At 70.9% G+C, this 2527-nt stretch carries 3 protein-coding genes; 2 read left to right on the top strand and 1 reads right to left on the bottom strand.

The window, feature by feature from the left end; all coding sequences use genetic code 11:
* The first annotated feature begins 25 nt into the window (after window positions 1–25).
* On the top strand, window positions 26–811 hold the full coding sequence (locus G6018_RS16635; RefSeq protein ID WP_182616101.1) for an IclR family transcriptional regulator C-terminal domain-containing protein: 786 nt from the start codon (window positions 26–28) through the stop codon (window positions 809–811).
* 59 nt (window positions 812–870) lie between these two features.
* Window positions 871–2082, top strand: a complete 1212-nt coding sequence (locus G6018_RS16640; protein ID WP_182640233.1) for an acetyl-CoA C-acetyltransferase — start codon at window positions 871–873, stop codon at window positions 2080–2082.
* 166 nt (window positions 2083–2248) lie between these two features.
* On the opposite strand, the gene catC is transcribed toward G6018_RS16640, so the two are convergent.
* Window positions 2249–2527, bottom strand: a 279-nt coding sequence (gene catC, locus G6018_RS16645) for a muconolactone Delta-isomerase (protein WP_241732207.1), incomplete at its 5' end; no start/stop codon positions are given.

Here is a 2527-nt window from a genome sequence, read left to right on the forward strand (position 1 = left end):
CGGGTCCGGGTCCGGGTCCGGGTCCGTGCCCACACCCGAGCGACCCCCGTCGCCGGACTTCGTCCAGTCGCTCGCCCGCGGCCTCGCCGTCATCACCGCATTCGACGCCGACCACCCCCGACAGACCCTCAGCGAGGTCGCCCGGACCACCGGACTCACCCGCGCGACCGCGCGCCGGTTCCTCCACACACTCGTCGAGCTCGGCTACGTGGACACCGCCGGGTCGGCCTTCTGGCTCACCCCCCGCGTGCTCGACCTGGGTTATAGCTACCTCTCGGCCATGCCGCTGACGGATCTGGCCCAGCCGCACCTCGAACGGCTCAGCGCACGGCTCGACGAGTCGTCGTCGATCGCCGTCCTCGACGGGCACGACATCGTCTATGTCGGACGTGTCCAGGTCCGCCGGATCATGAACATCGGGATCACCATCGGCACCCGGTTCCCCGCCTTCGCCACCTCGATGGGCAGGGTCCTGCTCGCGGCCCTGCCCGCGGAGGAGCTGGAAGCCCATCTGGCGGCAACCGATCTGCGCGTCCGCACCCCGCACGGGATCGCGGACCCGGACGGATTGCGCGCCGAACTCGCGGCGGTCGCCGACCGCGGGTGGGCGCTCGTGGACCAGGAGCTCGAACCGGGCCTGAGATCTCTGGCCGCCCCGGTGCGCGACCGTCACGGGCGGGTCGTGGCCGCGCTCAACGTCTCCACACACGCCGCCCGGTATTCGATCGACCAGCTCCGCCACGAGCTCGTCCCCGTGGTCGTGGACGCGGCCCGGGCACTGTCCGCGGACCTGTCGACCGTCACTCGTTGACCTGTTCCCACTGAGACCCCTCCCCACACTCACCACCTCGGCTACCACCAGGAGAACCCATGCGCGACGTCGTCATCTGCCAACCCCTCCGCACGCCGGTCGGCCGCTTCGGCGGCGTGTTCCGCGATCTGGACGCGAACACGCTGGCCACCTCGCTGCTCACCGCGCTCGTCGAGCGCACCGGCCTGACCGGGGCGGACGTCGACGACGTGATCCTGGGCCAGGGCTCGCCCGGCGGCGAGGGTCCCGCCATCGGCCGGATCGCCGCCCTCGACTCCCCGCTCGGCATCGACGTGCCCGGGATGCAACTGGACAGGCGCTGTGGCTCCGGACTCCAGGCGGTGATCACCGGCGCGCTGCAGGTGGCCTCCGGCGGAGTGGACCTCGTGGTCGCCGGAGGAGTCGAATCGATGAGCCAGGTGGAGTTCTACGCCACGCCCTCGCCCCGCTGGGGCATCACAGGCGACGGCGTCTCGCTGATCGACCGCCTCGGCCGCGCCCGCACGACGGTCAGTGGCCGCTCCCACGTGATCGACGGCGGGATGATCGAGACCGCCGAGAACCTCCGCCGCGAGTACGGCATCACCCGCGAGGAGCAGGACCGGCTGGCAGTGCAGTCCCACCAGCGTGCGGTGGCCGCCCAGGAGTCCGGGGTGTTCGCCGAGGAGATCGTCCCGGTCGCCGTGCCGCAGCGCAGGGGCGGGGACCTCGTCGTCGACACCGACGAACACCCCCGCGCCGACACCACGGTCGAGGCACTATCGGGCCTCCGGGCGATCATGGGCCGGACCGATCCCGAGGCCACCGTCACCGCTGGCAATGCCTCGGGCCAGAACGACGGCGCCGCGATGTGTGTGGTCACCACGGTGGACCGGGCCGCCTCGCTCGGCCTGACCCCGCTCGTCCGCCTGGCGTCCTGGGCCGTGGCAGGTGTCGCCCCGGAGACGATGGGGATCGGCCCGGTCCCCGCCACCGCCAGGGCGCTCGACCGGCTCGGCTTGACGCTGGCGGACATCGACGTGATCGAGCTCAACGAGGCCTTTGCCGCCCAGGCGCTGTCCGTCATGCGGGAGTGGGACATCGACCCCGCCTCGGAGCGCCTCAACCCCCACGGCTCCGGGATCTCCCTCGGCCACCCCGTCGGCGCGACCGGCGCCCGGATGCTCGCCACCCTCTCGCACGAGATGGTCCGGCGCGACGCCCAGTGGGGCCTGGAGACCATGTGTATCGGCGGCGGCCAGGGTCTTGCCGCCGTCTTCGAGCGCGTCTGACCGGCCCCTTGTCCATCGTCAAGAGCGTTCCGCACACATCGCTCGAGTGGATGTGTGCGGAACGCTCTTGACGATCACTCGAGCGATGTGTGCGGAACGCTCTTGACGATGATCTTGACGTGGAGGGGTCGGCCGCAGACCCGTCCGAACCCGGTCGGCCGGGACGTCAGTCGTCGATGCGCGACGGGTGCCTCGTCAGCGCCATGACCTCGATATCCATGTACGGGAACAGCGGCAGGCCCGAGAGCAGCTCGTGCAGCTCGTCGCCGGATTCGACGTCGAAGATGCTGATGTTGGAGTACTGGCCGACGATGCGCCAGAGCTCCCGCCACGTCCCGGAGCGCTGCAGCTCCTGGCTGTAGGCCTTCTCGCGGGCGACGGTGTCCTCGCGTACCTGCGGATCCAGGTCACGGGGGATCTTGACGTCCATGCGGACGTGGAACAG

Source organism: Dietzia sp. DQ11-44 (genome assembly GCF_014145205.1).
GTDB classification, from domain to species: domain Bacteria; phylum Actinomycetota; class Actinomycetes; order Mycobacteriales; family Mycobacteriaceae; genus Dietzia; species Dietzia natronolimnaea.

What these genes read in the sequence shown, in the direction of transcription:
- G6018_RS16640 (WP_182640233.1), top strand. Translation starts at nt 871, where the DNA reads ATGCGCGACGTCGTCATCTGCCAACCCCTCCGCACGCCGGTCGGCCGC.